The following is an 18,731-nucleotide window of genomic DNA, read 5'->3' on the forward strand; positions in this document are numbered from 1 at the left end:
AGAAGTCCCTCAAGCACCTGTTTACCTGCATTTCTTAACTGAGCGGTAACTTTTGAATTTGGATTTTGCTGATTTTGGTACTGATTTAAGGTTAAAGTCATTCCTATTATTACCATTTGGTCATATATATATTTTTTATCACTGTCACTCATTTTATCAAAGTCATCTACACCTTGAAGCACTGTTTTTAACTGATTTTGCATAGGTTTCATATAATCATCATTCAGACTTACATTGTTATATGCCATATATGCTCCTGCTATTGCAGCTGCCATTCCTGTCGACAAATCATTTGTAGGCATTCCTACTGAACGTGCTACCTGCGGGAAAGAATCCTGAATTTTTTTCAGATATGTTCTTGCTTCCCCTCTCTGTTTTGACGGATAGTTATTAACAAAATAATCAAGTCCTCTTGTATTTCCGTCCGATTTAAAAGTAATATTTGCTTTTGTTGTTTTTGGGGCTGTAGTTGAAGTTGCTGAACTTCCCGTTGTTTTTGTAGTTGTTTTTTTAGAATTTGATTTTTTCTTTGAAGAATAATCTCCTTTTCCAATATGCTTTATTGTTTGTCTACTAAGTAAATAATGTCTTGTAGTATTTATCACATTGTTTGTATAGTTAAAAATGTCTGACGTATCATAATAAAATGCCTGTGCAGGCTGTGATACAAATACTCCCGCTCCAATAACTGCCGCAACAAATAATTTTTTTAAATTTACTCTCATAATTTCTCCTCCTAAAATTTTTATTTTTTTTATTAAACCTGTTTAAAAACTTTATATTTATTTCTGACAGAAGGGCTTTTAGAACGAACCTTTGCCGATAAAAATAAATATTATTAGACAGGTTATTTTTACTTTACAATTTAATAGTACACTAATTAGATTAAAGGAACATTAGAATTTTTTATTTTTTGAATTTTTATCAAATAGTTTTCTCTTTCCTATCAATAAATTTACACCAAGGCCCACAAGAAATATTACATCCAATAAACCTATGGAAAAATAAGCATAATAAGTTGGTAAAAATTCTTCACCTCCTGCTGATGAAACTAAATATTTATACGATATTAAAGATATTAGTATTTTTAATATTACACCAATTATTGTTAAAATTATCAAAGCCTTTTTTCCTATTCCTGCTTTTGCATAAAAATATGATAAAAATATATTAAGCAAAATTAATATAAGATTTTCCGAGTATATACCTCCAATCATTTTCAAATTACTTAAAACTGATACTTCTAATACAGCCAGAAAAAATAGTACTAGAATATTAAAACAGAGCAGATGAATAAAATACAGGCTTCCAAAAAATATTTTTTTCATTTTTCCTCCTAAATCATACATTAATTAATCAGTTATTTTTCAATTTTATGATATATAATTCTGATTAAAATAAAATGATAATTTTTACTTTACTTTTTTCTTTTCTTTTCATAGATATAAAACCCGGCTGCGAGAAATATAATTGAAGATAATAAAAACATAAAATTATTAGATTCGCTTTCTCCATACATTTCCTCATATCTTTCTCTATTCCTTTTTTCCTGTTCTCTTGCATTTTCGAGTCCTTGATTAGCCATCCATTGTGCATTATAATCAATAAAAAAACCATAAGCCTGATTTGAAATTCCAAAACTTAATGCTACTATTACTATTAAAAATATTTTTTTTATTTGCTTAACTTTCATAATTTCTTCTCCTGAAATTTTTTCTAATTTTATTAAACCTGTCTAAAAACTGTATATTTATTCCTGACAGAAAGGCATTTAGAACGAACCTTTGCCGATGATATAGTTTAAAAATAAATATTATTAGACAGGTTATTTTTACTTTAGAATTTAATAGTACACCAATTAGATTAAAGAAACATTAGAGCTTTTTATTTTCTATTTATTTTTTGATACTTTTTTAAATACAAGATTACTCTCAGGAACTCCGATATAGAGAGTCTGCTCGTTATCCATAAGCGTTATTACATCAGCATTACTTAAATCATATAAAAAATCTTTATCACTGTCGCTCAGTTCACTCTCTTTTTTCAGCAGATTGTTCAAATTATCTATTTCAAAAGAAATCCTGTGATTTTTTAAGAAATATTTTCCCGAATATTTTTTTCCATTTTTTCCTATTATGACAACATTTCCTTTATCAAGTTTTATTGAAATTTTACTGTTTTTAAGTTCAAGCCCTGCAATATTTACAAGTGTCCATTCATTAGCCATTATTTTTTTCTCAAAATCTTCGATATTACTAAAAAATGAAAATCTGTCTTTATATTTTTCTTTAGAATATTTTTCCATAGCCTTTAGCATGAAGCTGTCCCCTTTTTCAAAGCTGTTTTTCAAAAAATCGGGAATATCCTTTCTGTATATGAGATATACAGTTTCATAATTTTTGTTATCCACATAGACAGGATAATAGCCGTAATCAGAATTTCCTAACGACAGCATAGGCGAAAGAATTGCTTTAACTGTTCCATTTTTGAGATTCTGCACCATAATATTACTGTCCTTATATTCAGTTGCTTCGAAGACAGTATAAGTGGGAGAATGCTCCATTTTTCCAGCAAATTCCTTATCAATCTCATCGGATACACCCACTTTTAATATATACCCCTTGTCTATTATGTCTTTTGGTTTTCCGCAGGAAATGAATACAATTCCCAGAAGCATAAAAATCAGAAATCCTCCTAATTTATTAATTTTCAGCATATAGCTTCCTCCTTTTTAATTTATTATTTTTTCACCATATATTTTCTCCCTTATTAATAATAATTAGATAATGAAAACATTTACTTTTGAAAGTCTATGATATGATTTTTTCTCTATTACTAAGAATAAGATAGCGAAATATTTAGATTTTTTTAGTTCCCTTTGTTTCGATTTTCGAAATTTCGAATATGTTTTTATAATACATGAATTAGATTAAAATAAAATGAGAGTTTTTCATTTTTACAAATTTTTTATTTAAAATTTTTTGTATTATACCGTCATTTTCATTTTTATTCAATAATAATAAAAAAAGCACTTTCTAAAAAAGTGCTTTTCATTTTATGGTTTTTATTTTACGATTTTTATATGATTTCTATTTTGATATTATTTTTCAAATACTATTTCACACTGCCAAACAGATCATTTAATGCTTCACTCATTGTAGGATGTGTAAATATCATATCTTTCAGGAATGTATATTTCTGTTCAGCTTTCATTGCCGCAGCCACAACGTTTATCATCTCATGGGAAGTGTTGCATAACAATGTACAGCCCAGTATTTTATCTGTTTTTGCGTCTATCACCGTTTTTAGCAGTCCGTCCGTTACACCTTCTATTTTTGCTTTCGGGATTGCCATTGCTTCAATTTTTCCTGTTTTTACTTCATATCCTTTGGCAACAGCTTCGCTTTCAGTCATTCCTACCCTTGATAATGGCGGATTTATAAATACGCTGTAAGGTATCACATTTCTGTCGTTTACGGTTCTGTTTCCATTTCCGTAAACATTATCCCTGATTATTCTGAAATCATCAAGGGAAATATATGTAAACTGCAATCCTCCTTTTACATCTCCCATTGCCCATATATTGTCCGCCGTAGTTTTGAGTTTATCGTCAACTATAACTGCTCCTCTCTCGTCTGTCCGTACTCCTGCCGCTTCGAGGTTCAGTCCCTCTGTATTCGGTTTTCTTCCTATTGCCACGAGAATAGCATCGGCTTCTATTTCAGCTGCTCCTTCTTCTCCCAAGACTTTTATGTATCCTCGGTTATCTCTGTCGGACACTTCATCTATTTTTGATTTCAATAAAAATTTTATCCCTTTTGCCTCAAGTATTGTTTTCACTCTTTGGGCAATTTCTTCATCTTCTTTCGACAGCAGTTTTTCAGCCGTATCGATAACTGTAACTTCGGAGCCGAATTCGGAATACATTGAAGCAAACTCAAGTCCTATATATCCTGCTCCTATTACAGCAAGTTTTTTGGGCAACTCTTTTAATTCCATAATTGATGTACTTGTATATACGTATCTGCTTTCCTTCAATCCTTTTATATCAGGAATTATAGTAGTCGACCCTGTATTTATAAATATTTTCTCTCCCTCTATCTGTTCATTATGACCATTATTCTCAATATTGACAATGTTTTTTGAAACAAAACTTCCGACTCCGTCATATACTGTAATTGTATCTTTTGTAGCAAGCATTTCGTAGTTTTTTCCTCTCAAAGCTCCTATCAGAGTATTTTTATTGTCAATACTTTCGGTATAGAATTTTTTTCTATCTTCAAAACTGCTCAATCCTTTATCTTTTAGAACTTTTGTACTGTTCACAAGTTTTTTTGACGGAATGCAGCCTATATTTATACATGTACCTCCGTACATTTTATCGGATTTTTCGATTAATGCTACATTCTGACCTTTTCCTGCCAGAAATCCTGCCAAAGTTTTTCCGCCTTTTCCAAATCCAATTATTATGGCATCATATTTTTTCATTTTATCCTCCTCATTTATTTTTTTACAAAATCTTTATGGGCTTGTCTCATAAGGTAGAAAAAATATCTTAATTATAAGTTATATATATATTCTGTTATTTTTATAAAATCAATGAAAATGGTATTTTTAAATTCTTTAAATACATGATTTTATGTTAGAGAGTTTATTTCTAAATTATGAGATGACCTCGTCATTATAAGTAAATTTACTATTTTGAATTCCCTGATATAAATTCATCATTATGAATTTACCATTTTGAATTTATATTTTCGTATAATTTATTGTATCATATTTTTATTGTTTTGTACATACAATTTTTATAAATTATTTTATAGTAAAACTGCCATAATATCGAACTAATAACTTATTACGAACATAAAACATCTATAATTTCCTATTTTTATTTTAAAGCAGTTAGTTGTATAAATTCTTATTTACAAAAAAGAACTGTTTCAAAAGAAAAACAGTTCTAATTTTTGTATAATATTTTTATAAATTAGAAATACATTGTATTTTATATCTAAAATTAGAGTCCTAATTCTTATATAATGATTTTATAGCTAATAAAATTATTTATTTGTCATAATATATTTTATTATTATTTTCTTTATTATTACCTGCCTTAATTGTTACTAATAATTTTCAGGGAACAAAATTCTTTCCACTCCCTCAATAATTATGTGTAAAATCATCATATGCACTTCCTGTATTCTGTCGGAAGTTTCTCCCGGAATGATAAATTCGTAGTCGCACATACCTTTCATTTTTCCGCCGTCTTTTCCTAACAGACCTACGGTTTTAAGTCCTCTTTCCTTAGCTGATTTGACTGCTTCTATAATATTTCTTGAGTTTCCCGAAGTGGATATTCCGAAGAAAAAATCTCCTTTCTGCCCGAAAGCTTCCACTCCTTTGGCAAATATAAAGTCAAATCCGAAATCATTCCCCACACAGGTAATGTGCGAAGAATCGCTTATACTTAAAGAAGGCAGTGCCTTTCTGTCTTTTCTGAAACGACCTGTAAACTCTTCAGCAAAATGCATTGCATCACAGTTGCTCCCTCCATTACCTGCTATCAGTGATTTATTTCCATTTCTGTATGCTTCTGCCAGTTCTTCCGAAATCTTTACAGTTTTTTCAATATTTTCATCATTTTCAACAAAATTTTTTACTGTTTCATATGCGGTAAAATATGAATTTTTAATATGATTTTTCAACAAGACTATCACCTCACTATTTTTTTTCTGTGAACATTTCTCTGTTTATTTTATAATTTTCTAAAAATTCCACAAACTTCGTAATTCCCTCTTTGTCTTCATTTTCCCTTATAAATACTATCTGAAACTTATCTTCGGATTTATCAAAGCTGTGAATTACTTTGAGAGTTCCTTTTCTTATTTCCTCATATACACTGTAATAAGGGAGTATTGCAAATCCCAAACCATTTTTTATAAGATTTTTCATTGTTTCAATACTTCCGTTTATGGATATTCTCTTATCCAGATTAAACCCTATTATCTTTTCAAATAAATCCAAGTATTTATTTGTAAGCATTGTATCCCTTTTCAATAAAGGAATATCCATTAATTCTTCATAATTCCTGATTTCATTCCCTGCCACTACTACAAAAGGATACTCTTCAGTTTCTATTACTTTTATTTCCTTATCTTCTATAAAATATTCCTCCATTAATGCCACATCTACAGTTCCCTCTTTCAGATGTTTCACAAGGGATTCCTTGTTTTTTATGTAAAGGTCAAATTCTATTTCGGGATTATTTTTTGAAAATTCTATCATTATTCCCGGCAAGACAGGTTCTCCTATATTATGAGTAGCTCCTATAGAAATTTTCCCTTTTTTATATTGCAGGATTTTCTTCATTTCATTTTCCATTCTTGAAATTTTTTCAAAAACATCCCGAGACATTTTGAAAAGCTCTTTCCCTGCAAAGGTCAATTTAAAGTTTTTTGAATTTCTTTCAATCAGCTGTAGTCCCAAAGTGTATTCGAGCTTCTTTATCTGTATGGATACTGCCGATTGGCTTATGTACAATTTTTTTGCAGCTTTTGTAAAACTCTTTTCATTACATGCCTCAAAAAATATTTTTAAATGATGTATATCCATTTACTTCTCCAATCATATATTATATTTATAGTATTATATAACATTCATAATCATTTGTCCAGTATATTTTAAAAAGAAGTTTTGTTTATCCTTGATATAATTGTTCCGATTTATAAGTGCAATCTCTTTTTAAATTCATGCTTGTATGCCTTATACGTATATCTGAGCATCACATTCAGAACAAATAAAGGTACCGAAGCCCAAATCGACCATGACAGCCTGCGGCTTATTATAAATTCCAGTATAAGTAAAAATACTCCTACAAAGAATAAGAAAAAATTCATAATTTTTATTCTGTCTTTTTTATGTTTATCCCAAACAAATGAAAAAACAAAGGCTACAAAATAATATGCTCCTACAATGGGGATACCTGTTCTCAAGCTCCATGTAAGTTCCTTATTTCCATAGTCCAATATAAGGAAATAGACTGTCAATCCTATAAATATAAGAAAAAGGTTCTGTCTCATTGTATGAAAATTAAGCAATACGAATAACATCAGGTCAAAAATCAAAATAGAGGGAATGGCATAATATCCCCACTTCATATGTCCGTATATAATCATATTTTGAAAAAACACTTCAAGTATTGATATTATTGATATTGTAAAAAAAGATAGAAATACTGCTTTTTTCACTTTTTTTATTTTCAATTCATATAGATTTATATTAATTATGGGATATTCGGGGTCATAGACTATATTTTCATTTTCGTTATTTTCCATTTTTATGACGGGAGTTTCACAAAGCGGACATTTTTCATGATAATCGTCCAGCTCGGCTCCGCATTTTACGCAATACATACTGTCGCTCCTTTTTAGATTTTTTGTTTATCTCAATTACTTTTTTAATCATATTTTCTATTTATTCTTACATTTTCTAATTATTATAATATCTTATTTCGGATCTATTTTTGATTAATTAGTTTATTATTCTGATTTTTTGTTCATTCTTATTTTTATAATTATTATCGTATCTTATTTTCGATCTATTTTTAGTTAATTAGTTTATTATTTTGATTTTTCGTTTATTCTTATTTTTATAATTATTATCGTATCTTATTTTGGATCTATTTTTGGTTAATTAGTTTATTATTTTGATTTTTTTTATTCTTAATTTTTTGATTATTATCGTATCTTAACTTATATCTATTTTTAATTAATTAATTTATTATTCTGTTTTTTTTATTCTGATTTTTTATTTCATTTTATTTCGTTATTTAATTATATTAATTCCATTTATATTAATTTTATTTTTCCTGATTTTTGCTCAATTATTTTATTTTCTATTTAGTAATTCACGGATATTTTAGCCCTTATTCCTCTTTTTCTCAAGTAAATAAAGTAATCTCTTTCTATTTCATGATTTGTAGTCAGATTTCCGAATGTCAGATAGACTTTTTCATCATTACTTATAATTCCTATTTTTATTTTACATCTTTTACTTGGAGGCGGTAAAAATCTGTATCCTTTTATATATTGAAAATATTTTTCGTCCATTTTCAAAATTCCGAGATTTGAAAAGCCTGTAGTATAGCCTTTTTCGCCATAATAGTCAAATACAAAAGGATAAAAAATCCTTTTTATGAAGTAAGGAATTGACTTTACAAAAATATTTCTCATAGGATTTATAGCTTTATAAATACTTTTATAAAATTCTTTCTTTGTTACTTTCATTTTAAAATAATTTTTCAGATATTCAATAATCTCTTCAAGGCTGTAACTGCCTAAACTGGGGTCGATACTCGGAGTTATATTTATAAAAAAATTTCTGTAAGTCTTTTCTGAAAATATTTTCCTCAAATCCACAGGAACTCCTATTACAATCTGTTTTCTTATATTCGGATATTTATCAAGGAGAACCTTAAAATATACTGCCAGAAGATACTTCCCTACAGTTGTATTATATTTCTCGCTTTCTTTTTTTATACTCTCTAAAGCTATTTCTCCCGTCGTTATATGATACTGACCTTTTTCCAATATTTTTATCGGTAAATGGAATGCCGATTTTATAGTTTTTTCTTTATTTACTTTTCTCATATATTTACTATATAAATCTACATAATCCACATTTTCGGAATTTATTATATTTTCTTCCGATTTTACGGACTTATTATTCTTATCTATATCATCTGTATTATTTTTATTATCTAATAAAAAATCATCGCTATCTTTATTATTATCTATGTTATTTTTATTATTTTCTAAAAAACTGTCTCTATTATTACTTTTACTATTATTATTTTCACTGTCTTTTGGAACTTTTGAAAAATCATTATTATCTTTATCATTATTAGCATTATTACTATTACTTTCTAAAAAACTGTCTCTATTATTATTTTTATTGTTATTGTTTTCACTGTCTTTTGGAACTTTTGTAAAATCATTATTATCTTTATCATTATTAGTATTATTGCTATTATTTTCTAAAAAACTGTCTCTATTATTATTTTTATTGTTATTGTTTTCACTGTCTTTTGGAACTTTTGTAAAATCATTATTATCTTTATCATTATTAGCATTATTACTATTATTTTTTAAAAAATCATCATCTTTATTATCATCATTATCACTGAAATATTTTAAATTTAGATATTTTTCAGTCAAGTCCTTTAAAAATTCTGCCGCTCCTACTCCGTCAGTGAGAAAATGGGCAATTTCCACAGATATTTTTTTTCTGTAATAAATTATTCTCAAAGGATTTTTCTTTTTTATATCTGTACACGGATAAGTGTTTTCAGGCTCTACTTGAAAATTCTCCTTTTTATGCTGTAAATAATTCCAAAAAATTCCTTTTTTCAGCTCGGAATTATAAAAAGGGTACTTTTCCTGCAAAATCAGAGCCGCTTTTTTGAGCAGTCCGACATCTATTTCTTCGGACAGCAAAACGGACAACCGAAAACAAGTTGTCCTTCCCTCGCTTATTATTGATGAATAAGTTTTCGCAAAAGCGTCAAGTTTATACCATTTTTTCTGAATTTTCTGTGTTTTCATTTCTGTTCCTTTTTTCATATCCTGAAATCTCTAATACTTAAATAATTTGAGGATATTTTATTTTTTCAAATTGTTCCGATTTTCTCTATTATGCCGATATGGAAAATTTTTCTAAATTAATTATATCTTATTTTTCTAAGAATATTCCAAATTTCAAAATAATTTCAGATTTTTCTATTCTGAAAGATATTTTATCATTGCTTCATATCTTTTTTTAGCTTCCTTATGACCCTCATTATAGACATTGGTCAGTTTTTCCCTGTTTTTTTCTATTCTTCCGAGATTTAAAGGTTTTTCAGGCTGAATAATAAATACATTCCCCTTTTTTTCCTGCTCATATATGTACTCAAGAGTTTCATTATACCTTGAAAATCTTGTATTCATAAGTTCTACAAGTTTAGGATATTTTTTATATCTTATTGCCGAAATTTTCCCCAGATTACTCTGTTTTTTACGATAATTTTTATCCCTTGTCATTATTATAATATTTTTCGTATTACCGTTTTCTATGGACTTTTTTATAGGTATAGCGTCCGATATACCCCCGTCAAGATAAAGTTCCCCGTCAATCTTTACCATTCTCGAAAGAAAAGGCAATGAACTCGAAGCCCTCACATAATCTACATCTTTTTTCATATCTTTGACATAGGGATATTCGGCTTCTCCTGTCCGACAATTAGTTATAACCGCTTGAAATTCAGTATTTCCTTTGAGATAAGTTTCATTATCAATAGGGTTCAGCACATCAGGAATTTCTCCGTAAACAAAATCCACCCCGAATAAATCCCCTGTCTTAATCAAACTGTAAAAGCTGCAATATCTTTTATCATCCAGATAATCCACTGATACGTTATATGCCCTTTTATGCTGTTTGCACAAATAGCTGCACGCGTGGCAGGCTCCCGCAGATACTCCTATACAGCCGTCAAATTCTATATTTTTTTCAAGGAAAAAATCCAGTACCCCTGCTGTAAAAATCCCTCTTAATCCTCCACCTTCGAGAACTAATCCGATTTTTTCATTTTTTATTTCTTTCATATTAGTTTCCTCTTTTCCAAAATTATAGCCTTATTATATCACTTTTTGTGGAATTTTCACAGCTTTTTTGCTATAATTATAAGAAACGGAGGGGAAATTTTTTTAAAAGGAAAAAAGAATATGGATTTTAAAATACACTCAAAATTTCAGCCTACAGGCGACCAGCCTCAGGCAATAGATAAAATTGTGGAAAATATTGAAAACGGAATTACTGACCAGATACTTCTCGGAGTAACGGGGTCAGGAAAAACTTTTACCGTGGCAAACGTAATAGAAAGGATAAACAGACCTGCATTAATAATGGCTCCCAATAAGACACTGGCTGCCCAGCTGTATAACGAGTACAAGCAGTTTTTCCCTGAAAATGCTGTAGAATACTTTGTTTCCTACTATGACTACTACCAGCCCGAAGCGTACATAATGCAAACTGATACTTATATAGAAAAAGATTCTTCTATAAATGATGAAATAGACAAACTGCGTCATGCGGCAACAGCAGCCCTTTTAAATCGTCGCGACGTCATAATAGTTGCATCGGTTTCAGCCATATACGGTCTGGGGTCTCCCGAGGCATATAAAAAGCGTTCCATTCCTATCGATGTGTCCACAGGTTTTGACAGAAACGAACTTATAAGGAGGCTCATTTCCCTCAGATACGAAAGAAACGATATAGCCTTTGAAAGGGGAAAATTCAGAGTGAAAGGCGATGTTCTCGACTTGCACCCAAGCTATCAGGATACAGGGTACAGATTTGAATTTTTCGGAGATGATTTGGAAAGCATTGCTGAAATCAACACTCTCACAGGACAGAAAATAAGAGAAATAAAAAGACTGACAATAATGCCTGCCACTCACTATTTATCCACCGAAGATTCTGAAAAAATGTTTGAAAGTATAAAATCGGAATTACACGACAGAATAAATTTTTTTGAAAAACAGAACAAGCTTCTCGAAGCTCAGAGAATTAAGCAGCGAACTGATTATGACCTTGAAATGATAGCAGAAATCGGATATTGTAAAGGTGTAGAAAATTATTCCCGATACTTGACGGGAAAATCGGAGGGAGAAGCTCCCGACACGCTTCTCGATTACTTTCCTGATGATATGGTAGTCTTTCTTGACGAATCACACATATCAGTTCCCCAAATAAACGGAATGTACAAAGGAGACAGGGCAAGAAAAGAATCCCTTGTGAATAACGGTTTCAGATTGCCAAGTGCTTTTGATAACAGACCTTTAAAATTTGAAGAATTTTTTGCCAAAGTACCTCAAGTGGTCTATATTTCCGCCACTCCCAGCGATTATGAACTGGAACATTCAAAAGATGAAATAATCGAACAGCTTGTAAGACCTACAGGCATTGTAGAGCCAAGCATTGAAATCAGACCTACAAAAAATCAGATTGACGACTTAATGGACGAAATAAAAATAAGGACTGCAAAAAAAGAAAGGATCTTAGTTACCACCCTTACGAAAAAAATGGCTGAAGAGCTGACAGACTATTATTTGGAATATGGAATAAAGGTAAAATATATGCACTCGGACATTGATACGCTTGAAAGAACTGAAATAATAAGAGGACTAAGAAAAGGAGAATTTGACGTATTAGTCGGAATAAACTTACTGAGAGAAGGTTTGGACATTCCCGAAGTTTCGCTCGTGGCAATCCTTGAAGCCGATAAAGAAGGATATTTACGTTCAAGACGTTCACTGATCCAGACAATGGGAAGAGCCGCAAGAAATGTAGAAGGACACGTCATTCTTTATGCCGATACTGTTACAGGCTCTATGAAAGAAGCTATTGACGAAGTCGATCGTCGTCGTAAAGTTCAGGAGCAGTACAATATAGACAATAATATCAATCCTAAATCTATCGAAAGGGAAATAGCCGAATCTATCGTAGATTATGAAATTATAAAAGAAGACAGTGTGGATAAAATCAAAAAAGACTATAAAAATCAGGCTGAAATTGAAAAAGAGATTAAAAGACTGGATAAAGAAATCAGGAAAATGGCTGAAGAGCTTAATTTTGAAGAAGCCATAAAACTCCGTGATAAAATGAATGAACTGAAAAAACTGATATTGGAATTATAATCAAAAAATGGTTATTAAAAGATAAAAGAAAAATAATTTGAATAAAAATATTCCCTTTATAGTTTGATTTTTTTATCTTCAGAAAAAACAAAAAATAAGAAACATAAAACAAAAATATTTAAGGAGCAGAATAAATGAGAATATATTATTATCCGACGTGCAGCACATGCAAAAAAGCATTGAAATGGCTTGATACAAACAAAATAGGTTATGAAAAAAGACATATAGTGGACGCTAAACTCACTACAAAAGAAATAGAAGACATTTACAGAAAAAGTGGACTTCCCATTCAAAAACTGTTTAATACAAGCGGAAGAGTTTATAAAGAGCTGAATTTAAAAGATAAGCTGAAAGATATGACCGAAAAGGAAAAACTTGAGCTACTTGCCTCCGACGGTATGCTTTTAAAAAGACCTGTCTTAGTAAACAGGGCATTTGTATTAATCGGTTTTAAAGAAGAAGAATACAAAGAAAAACTGTTATAAAGAACAGAAAAATCAAATAAAAAAATCATAAAAAGAGGAAAGAAAATGGAACAGACTATATTTTCAGTCAGTGAAGTAAACAGAGCTGTAAAACAATTTCTTGAAGGGACTTCCACTTTTAAAAATATATACATTCAGGGTGAATTGTCAAATATTACATACTATCGTTCGGGACATCTTTATTTTACATTGAAAGACGATAAGGCAAGTGTAAAATGTGCGATATTTAAGTATATTTACAAAAACATTCCTACAGACCTGAAAGAGGGAGACCACGTAAAAATAATGGGCAGTGCTACTGTGTATGAAGCAAGCGGCTCTTATCAGATAATTGCCGAAACCCTTGAAAAAACCAATAAATTAGGGTCATTGTTTGAAAAACTGGAAATGCTGAAAAAAATGTATCTTGAAAAAGGCTATTTTGATGACGCTAATAAAAAGCCACTTCCTTTACTCCCGGTAAATATTGGAGTAGTAACCGCTGAAACAGGAGCGGCTATAAGAGATATAATAAATACTGCCCATAAAAGATTTAAAAATATAAATATTTACCTTTATCCCGCAAAAGTTCAGGGAGAAGGCTCTGCCACAGAGGTTGCTTCAGGAATAGAATTTTTCAATAAAATGAAAAATGAGGAACAGCTCTGTACAGATGTCCTCATTGTAGGACGGGGCGGAGGAAGTATAGAAGATTTATGGTCTTTTAACGAAGAGCCTGTAATTGAAGCTATTTTCAAATCAGAAATCCCTGTAATATCAGCAGTTGGACATGAAATTGATAATTTACTGTCAGATCTGGTTGCAGATAGAAGAGCTGCTACTCCTACTCAGGCTGCTGAAATATTAATTCCTGTAAAAGAGGAACTGATAAATAATCTGACAGTCAAAAAAAACGCTGTAAACAGATTATTACTGAACAAAGTAACTTTTATGAAAAAAGAACTGAAACAAAGAAAGAACAATTATTACATTAAAAATTACATAAGCATTTTAAATGAAAAGAAATTTCAGCTGATCGAAAAAGAACAAAGAATTACAAAAGCACTCAAAAGGATTACCGAAAGAGCGGGAGAACAGTTTGAATACAGAAAAAAAAGATTTGAAAAAATAAACCTGAAATCATTGCTGGACGAAAAAAAAATCTATATCGGCTCTCTCGAAAAAAAATTGAATATCAGAATAAAGGAAATATTAAAAGAACTGAAAAACGAACTTCAATTAAAATCTGCGAAATTATCCAAATATTCCACGTCCGATATACTGAAACAGGGATATACCATAACAAGAAAAAATGGAAAAGTAATAACGAGAGGAATAGAGTTGAGCAAATCGGATATTATTGAAACACAATTTTCAGATATGAAAGTAAAAAGCTCCATTAAGTAGTTTGCGAATAAATACCATTAAAGATTTTATTAGAAAAATGATACGCTGCAAAAAATGAATATCAAGGAAAGGAGAATAAAATGACTAAAAGAAAAAATTATCTCTCATGGGATGAATATTTTATGGGTATAGCATTTTTATCAGGAATGAGAAGCAAAGACCCGTCTACTCAAGTAGGGGCATGTATTATCGATGAAGATAAAAAAATAATAGGTATCGGTTACAACGGTTTCCCAATAGGAAGTTCCGACGACAATATGCCTTGGGATAAAGAAGGAGATTTTCTCAATACAAAATATCCTTATGTTGTCCATGCCGAGCTGAATGCCATTCTTAACAGTATAAAATCTCTTAAAAACTGTATTCTTTATGTAACCCATTTTCCGTGTAATGAATGTGCAAAAGCCATTGTTCAGTCGGGAATAAAAAAAGTGATTTATTTTTCTGACAAACATAAATCACTTGATTCTACAAAAGCCTCTCAAATAATATTTGAAAATGCCAAAGTGGAAATGCAACATTTAAAAATGGATAAAAAAGAAATTCTTTTAAAATTTGAAGATTAAATTTCTCCCAAATTTTTTAAACTCAGGAAATTATATAAATTTAACTTGATATTGTTGATTAAATCCCGACATTTAATCCGTAAGATTTAAAAATTTCTTCCACTTTTTTGATTTCTTCCCTTGACGGAGTTTTGACCTCGGCAAGTTTATACTCTTTTCCTACTTCTTTCCATTTATATGCACCCATTTGATGAAAAGGAAGAATATCCACTCTGACAATATTTTTAAATTGAGAAACAAATTTTGCCCATTCGTGTAAATCTTCTTCATCATCTGAATATCCCGGCACTAAGACATATCTCACCCAGACAGTTTTATTTATATCCGACAGATACTGTGCAAACTGTAAAGTATGCTCCAGACTGACCGATGTCAGTTTTTTATATTTATTCGGATTGATATGTTTTATATCCAGCAGGACTAAATCCGTCCATTTCAAGACTTCTTTTACTTTATCATTAAACATATATCCCGATGTATCCACAGCCGTATGTATACCCTCTTTTTTGCACAACTGAAATAATTCCATTACAAATTCAGGCTGGATTAAAGGTTCCCCTCCTGAAACAGTAATTCCTCCTGTTCTAATAAATCCTTTTACTTTCAGGACTTCTTTCATTACTTCCTCGGGTGTCATCATATATTTTTTATCTTTCACGTTCCATGTATCAACATTATGACAATATAAACATCGAAGCGGACACCCTTGTAAAAATAGGACAAATCTTATTCCCGGTCCGTCCTTTGTACCGAAAGATTCAAAAGAATGTATATACCCTATCATAATCACTACACCCTATTCTTAAATTTTATAGTAAATAATGCCGCTCAACATGCACTATCAGAACAGTCAAGCGGCAAAAACTTGTAACAATATATTTAAAATTACAGCTATTAGAATTTATTTGATATTGTTCTGTTTATAACATCCAGCTGCTGTTCTTTCGTCAACTTGACAAAGTTTACAGCATATCCAGAAACTCTTATTGTAAGTTGAGGATAATTTTCAGGATGTTCCATTGCGTCTTCAAGGAGTTCCCTTCCGAATACGTTTACATTCAGGTGATGTCCTGTTTGATTAAAGTATCCGTCAAGTAATCCTACAAGATTGCCTTTTTTCTCCAATTCATTTTTACCCAATGTTTCAGGCGTTATTGCAAATGTATAGGAAATTCCGTCATTTGCATCTTCAAAAGGCAATTTAGCAACTGAAGCAAGGGATGCTACAGCTCCTCTCGTATCTCTTCCGTGCATTGGATTTGCTCCCGGTCCGAAAGGTGCTCCCGCTCTTCTTCCGTCAGGCGTATTTCCTGTTTTTTTACCGTATACGACATTTGAAGTTATAGTCAGCACTGATTGAGTAGGAGTTGCGTTTCTGTACATTTTATGACTTCTTATTTTATCCATAAATACTTTTACAACTTTTACTGCCAATTCATCAGTTTTATCGTCATTATTTCCGAAAGGAACGTAATCTTTTTCATTTATATAGTCAACGGCGTCTCCGTCCTCATCTCTTACTATTTTTACTTTTCCGTATTTAATTGCTGCCAATGAATCCGCTATTATTGACAATCCTGCTATTCCAAAAGCTTCAGTTCTTCTTATGTCCACATCGTGTAAAGCCATTTCCAATGCTTCATAAGAATATTTGTCGTGCATATAGTGGATAATATTCAATGCTTTGACATAAGTTTCAGCCAACCAGTCTAACAGTTTATCAAATTTTTCCCAGACTTCATCATATTCAAGATAATCTCCTTCGATTTTAGGGAATTTTCCTTCAGGAGTAACCTGCATTTTTGATTTCTCGTCTTTTCCGCCATTTATAGCATAAAGCAATGCTTTAGGTAAATTTACCCTTGCTCCGAAGAACTGCATTTGCTGTCCTATCGTCATAGGAGAAACACAGCATGCTATTCCGTAATTATCTCCGAATTGAGGTCTCATAATATCATCATTTTCATATTGAACCGAGGAAGTATCTATGGAAACTTTCGCACAGTATTTTTTCCAAGTTTCAGGGAGACTTTCACTCCATAAAACTGTCAAGTTAGGTTCAGGAGATGTACCCATATTGTATAATGTGTGTAAAATTCTGAAACTGTTTTTTGTTACAAGGGATCTTCCGTCAAGTCCCATTCCTCCGATTGATTCAGTAACCCATACAGGGTCTCCCGAGAACAGTGCATCATATTCAGGAGTTCTTAAAAATCTTATCAATCTCAGTTTCATAACAAAATGGTCCATAAATTCCTGAGCTTCTTTTTCAGTTATTATTCCTTCTTTCAAATCTCTTTCGATATATATGTCAAGGAATGTAGAAACTCTTCCTATACTCATTGCAGCACCATTTTGGTCTTTAGTAGCTGCAAGATATGCAAAGTAAGTCCACTGGATTGCTTCCTGTGCAGTTTCGGCAGGTCTTGAAATATCATAACCATATGCTTCCGCCATTCTTTTCAATGCTTTTAATGCTTTAACCTGTTCAAATATTTCTTCTCTCTGTCTTATAATATCCTCTGTCATTTCTGCAGGATCATCGTTTTTGAAAAGCTGTTCCCTTTCAGCAATAAGTCTGTCCAAACCATAAAGGGCAACTCTTCTGTAATCTCCGATAATTCTTCCTCTACCGTAGGCGTCAGGAAGCCCTGTTATTATCCCTGTATGTCTTGCTTTTTTTATACTGTCCGTATAAGCTGAAAATACTCCGTCATTATGAGTTTTTCTGTATCTTGTGTAAATTTCCTCTGTTGCAGGATCCAACTTATATCCGAATGCTTCCAAGCTGTTTTTTACCATTCTCAGTCCGCCATTAGGGAAAATAGCTCTTTTTAAAGGAGCGTCAGTTTGAAGCCCTACTATTTTTTCAAGGTCTTTATTGATATAACCCGCTCCATAGGCGTCAATCTGTGAAGGAATTTTAGTTTCTGCATCATAAATTCCTCTTTCTCTTTCAATTTTGAACTTTTCCTTAAGTGAGTTCCACAATTCTACAGTAGCTTCCGTAGGTCCTTCAAGAAAGCTTTCATCTCCCAGATATTCCGTATAATTTTGTTTTATAAAGTCGGTAACGTCTATTTTCTCAGTCCAGTTACCTCCTTTGAAATCTCTCCATGCGTCCATAGCCTTGAACACTTCCTTTCTTTAAAACATAACTTTTTATTTATTTTTATTTTTCTATTTACATTTTTATTATAACTCATTTTGTCAAGAAAATCAAAGGTTTTTTTAAAATTGTTACTTTTTTCTCATTTTTTCAATTTTTACTTCAATATACTTTCTCAAAACTTCTTTTATTTCAATATTTTCAGGAATTAAAACTAATAATAATTGTTATTTTTTATAGTTATAATAATTTTTTATCATTATTTTTAGCTTAGATATAAATATAAAATGTTTATAGTATATTACGTGATTTTTTTCTTTTGTATTCTATATATAATTTTATCTATTATATAATAAATCTGATTGACAAATAACATAAAAAAATGTAAAATTTTTATTATATATTTTTTTCATACTTAAATTGTTTAAACTTATTTTTTATATTTCAGAGTATT

At 30.8% G+C, this 18,731-nt stretch carries 16 protein-coding genes; 4 read left to right on the forward strand and 12 right to left on the reverse strand.

The window, feature by feature from the left end; genetic code table 11:
• The 10 genes from ACO5J6_RS03145 to ACO5J6_RS03190 form a co-directional block, all read right to left on the reverse strand.
• The coding region (locus tag ACO5J6_RS03145) for a DUF6683 family protein (RefSeq protein WP_485642016.1) at nt 1–725 on the reverse strand (725 nt) is incomplete at its 3' end.
• Nucleotides 726–896: 171 nt separating this feature from the next.
• Nucleotides 897–1,328: a flagellar biosynthesis protein FliQ gene (locus ACO5J6_RS03150; protein ID WP_485642018.1), complete on the reverse strand. Its 432-nt coding sequence runs from the start codon at nt 1,326–1,328 to the stop codon at nt 897–899.
• Between the two features lie 89 nt (nt 1,329–1,417).
• Nucleotides 1,418–1,693, reverse strand: coding sequence for a hypothetical protein (locus ACO5J6_RS03155; RefSeq protein WP_485642020.1), 276 nt, complete (start codon nt 1,691–1,693; stop codon nt 1,418–1,420).
• A gap of 198 nt (nt 1,694–1,891) precedes the next feature.
• Nucleotides 1,892–2,716 (reverse strand): amino acid decarboxylase, encoded by an 825-nt coding sequence (locus ACO5J6_RS03160; protein ID WP_485642022.1) that lies wholly within the window; start codon nt 2,714–2,716, stop codon nt 1,892–1,894.
• A 398-nt stretch (nt 2,717–3,114) separates the two neighbouring features.
• The gene (locus tag ACO5J6_RS03165) at nt 3,115–4,488 is read right to left on the reverse strand and encodes an FAD-dependent oxidoreductase (RefSeq protein ID WP_485642024.1); all 1,374 of its coding nucleotides are present in this window, start codon (nt 4,486–4,488) and stop codon (nt 3,115–3,117) included.
• Between the two features lie 632 nt (nt 4,489–5,120).
• Nucleotides 5,121–5,705, reverse strand: a complete 585-nt coding sequence (gene gmhA, locus ACO5J6_RS03170; RefSeq protein WP_485642026.1) for a D-sedoheptulose 7-phosphate isomerase — start codon at nt 5,703–5,705, stop codon at nt 5,121–5,123.
• A gap of 13 nt (nt 5,706–5,718) precedes the next feature.
• Nucleotides 5,719–6,609, reverse strand: a complete 891-nt coding sequence (locus ACO5J6_RS03175; RefSeq protein WP_485642028.1) for a LysR family transcriptional regulator — start codon at nt 6,607–6,609, stop codon at nt 5,719–5,721.
• Between the two features lie 110 nt (nt 6,610–6,719).
• A complete protein-coding gene (locus ACO5J6_RS03180; protein ID WP_485642030.1) occupies nt 6,720–7,409 on the reverse strand; it encodes a DUF6320 domain-containing protein in 690 nt (229 codons plus the stop codon).
• Nucleotides 7,410–7,895: 486 nt separating this feature from the next.
• Nucleotides 7,896–9,617 (reverse strand): alcohol acetyltransferase, encoded by a 1,722-nt coding sequence (locus tag ACO5J6_RS03185; protein WP_485642032.1) that lies wholly within the window; start codon nt 9,615–9,617, stop codon nt 7,896–7,898.
• 156 nt (nt 9,618–9,773) lie between these two features.
• The gene (locus tag ACO5J6_RS03190) at nt 9,774–10,637 is read right to left on the reverse strand and encodes a patatin-like phospholipase family protein (protein ID WP_485642033.1); all 864 of its coding nucleotides are present in this window, start codon (nt 10,635–10,637) and stop codon (nt 9,774–9,776) included.
• Nucleotides 10,638–10,757: 120 nt separating this feature from the next.
• On the opposite strand from ACO5J6_RS03190, the gene uvrB reads away from it, so the two are divergent.
• The 4 genes from uvrB (at nt 10,758) to ACO5J6_RS03210 (ending at nt 15,168) form a co-directional block, all read left to right on the forward strand.
• Nucleotides 10,758–12,731 (forward strand): excinuclease ABC subunit UvrB, encoded by a 1,974-nt coding sequence (uvrB, locus tag ACO5J6_RS03195; RefSeq protein ID WP_485642035.1) that lies wholly within the window; start codon nt 10,758–10,760, stop codon nt 12,729–12,731.
• 134 nt (nt 12,732–12,865) lie between these two features.
• Complete coding sequence (locus ACO5J6_RS03200; protein WP_485642036.1) at nt 12,866–13,216, forward strand: arsenate reductase family protein; 351 nt, start codon at nt 12,866–12,868, stop codon at nt 13,214–13,216.
• Nucleotides 13,217–13,261: 45 nt separating this feature from the next.
• On the forward strand, nt 13,262–14,602 hold the full coding sequence (xseA, locus tag ACO5J6_RS03205) for an exodeoxyribonuclease VII large subunit (RefSeq protein ID WP_485642038.1): 1,341 nt from the start codon (nt 13,262–13,264) through the stop codon (nt 14,600–14,602).
• Between the two features lie 80 nt (nt 14,603–14,682).
• Nucleotides 14,683–15,168, forward strand: coding sequence for a deoxycytidylate deaminase (locus ACO5J6_RS03210; RefSeq protein ID WP_485642039.1), 486 nt, complete (start codon nt 14,683–14,685; stop codon nt 15,166–15,168).
• A 58-nt stretch (nt 15,169–15,226) separates the two neighbouring features.
• On the opposite strand, the gene pflA is transcribed toward ACO5J6_RS03210, so the two are convergent.
• Nucleotides 15,227–15,952: a pyruvate formate-lyase-activating protein gene (pflA, locus tag ACO5J6_RS03215; RefSeq protein WP_485642041.1), complete on the reverse strand. Its 726-nt coding sequence runs from the start codon at nt 15,950–15,952 to the stop codon at nt 15,227–15,229.
• Nucleotides 15,953–16,062: 110 nt separating this feature from the next.
• The gene (gene pflB / locus ACO5J6_RS03220; protein WP_485642042.1) at nt 16,063–18,294 is read right to left on the reverse strand and encodes a formate C-acetyltransferase; all 2,232 of its coding nucleotides are present in this window, start codon (nt 18,292–18,294) and stop codon (nt 16,063–16,065) included.
• Nucleotides 18,295–18,731: the final 437 nt, after the last annotated feature.

This window comes from Pseudoleptotrichia sp. (assembly GCF_057270515.1).

Bases quoted from the DNA above. Each gene is read 5' to 3' on its own strand.
- ACO5J6_RS03150 (WP_485642018.1), bottom strand. From the start codon at position 1,328: ATGAAAAAAATATTTTTTGGAAGCCTGTATTTTATTCATCTGCTCTGT.
- ACO5J6_RS03155 (WP_485642020.1), bottom strand. From the start codon at position 1,693: ATGAAAGTTAAGCAAATAAAAAAAATATTTTTAATAGTAATAGTAGCA.
- xseA (WP_485642038.1), top strand. From the start codon at position 13,262: ATGGAACAGACTATATTTTCAGTCAGTGAAGTAAACAGAGCTGTAAAA.
- pflB (WP_485642042.1), bottom strand. From the start codon at position 18,294: ATGGACGCATGGAGAGATTTCAAAGGAGGTAACTGGACTGAGAAAATA.
- ACO5J6_RS03160 (WP_485642022.1), bottom strand. From the start codon at position 2,716: ATGCTGAAAATTAATAAATTAGGAGGATTTCTGATTTTTATGCTTCTG.
- uvrB (WP_485642035.1), top strand. From the start codon at position 10,758: ATGGATTTTAAAATACACTCAAAATTTCAGCCTACAGGCGACCAGCCT.
- ACO5J6_RS03165 (WP_485642024.1), bottom strand. From the start codon at position 4,488: ATGAAAAAATATGATGCCATAATAATTGGATTTGGAAAAGGCGGAAAA.
- ACO5J6_RS03180 (WP_485642030.1), bottom strand. From the start codon at position 7,409: ATGTATTGCGTAAAATGCGGAGCCGAGCTGGACGATTATCATGAAAAA.
- ACO5J6_RS03190 (WP_485642033.1), bottom strand. From the start codon at position 10,637: ATGAAAGAAATAAAAAATGAAAAAATCGGATTAGTTCTCGAAGGTGGA.
- ACO5J6_RS03200 (WP_485642036.1), top strand. From the start codon at position 12,866: ATGAGAATATATTATTATCCGACGTGCAGCACATGCAAAAAAGCATTG.
- pflA (WP_485642041.1), bottom strand. From the start codon at position 15,952: ATGATAGGGTATATACATTCTTTTGAATCTTTCGGTACAAAGGACGGA.
- ACO5J6_RS03210 (WP_485642039.1), top strand. From the start codon at position 14,683: ATGACTAAAAGAAAAAATTATCTCTCATGGGATGAATATTTTATGGGT.
- ACO5J6_RS03175 (WP_485642028.1), bottom strand. From the start codon at position 6,609: ATGGATATACATCATTTAAAAATATTTTTTGAGGCATGTAATGAAAAG.
- ACO5J6_RS03185 (WP_485642032.1), bottom strand. From the start codon at position 9,617: ATGAAAAAAGGAACAGAAATGAAAACACAGAAAATTCAGAAAAAATGG.